Genomic DNA, 692 nt, shown 5'->3' with positions numbered 1-692 from the left:
GGACCAGATCCACCCAGTCGAGGGCAATATTCGCCGCCTGCAACGGATCGCGCTCACCGGTCAGCTCGAAAGCTTCATCTTCATTCATGGCCACCACAGAGACATGGTCACGCAGGAAATCACGCCAGAACTGCGGATTATCGGCAATCACATACTTGGTTCCCAGCGTCAGCACCACCGGGACGTTATGTTTCTTCGCCCAGTGGATTGCCTGCATGGTCGCTTCCGGCATCGGTTCACCCGGCTTGCAGCGCACCAGATAAGAAGTCAGCACCAGCGCAGATGCCCCGGCAATTACCTCTTCGGGAATGCTTTGTGGGCGTAGCTGGTTCATCATTCCCGGGCTGATGGCGAAGGTACGTTCACCGTTATCGCCGATCAGTGTGAAACAGCGGCCGATCGCCCCGTCCACGCCCTGCAAATAGTTCAAATCGGTTCGGCTGGAGGTATTACACAGGTAGCGGTAAGCGTAACCGCCAATCTGCACGTTATTACACATCACGCCCAGCAGTACTGAGCGGTCATCCGCCAGTACCGAATAGTTGTGCAGCGTATTGCCAATCGTGCCACCGGCAAACTGATGGGTAATCAGGTTATTATCAACCAGCTCGGCATACAGCGCCTCGGCGACATCATCCTCAATCACCAGCGAATGCCCGAGGCTCAGGCCATAACGTGCCACGAAGCCATCA

1 protein-coding gene is annotated in these 692 nt (G+C 56.1%); it reads right to left on the bottom strand.

Translation table 11 applies throughout. From position 1 onward, the window contains the following. Positions 1–692, bottom strand: a 692-nt coding sequence (locus WH277_RS00445) for an inosine/guanosine kinase (protein WP_339503721.1), incomplete at both ends; no start/stop codon positions are given.

It is taken from the genome of Erwinia sp. MYb416 (assembly GCF_037479575.1).
Classification (GTDB): domain Bacteria; phylum Pseudomonadota; class Gammaproteobacteria; order Enterobacterales; family Enterobacteriaceae; genus Erwinia; species Erwinia rhapontici.
This window is presented reverse-complemented; position numbering and strand designations above follow the sequence as displayed.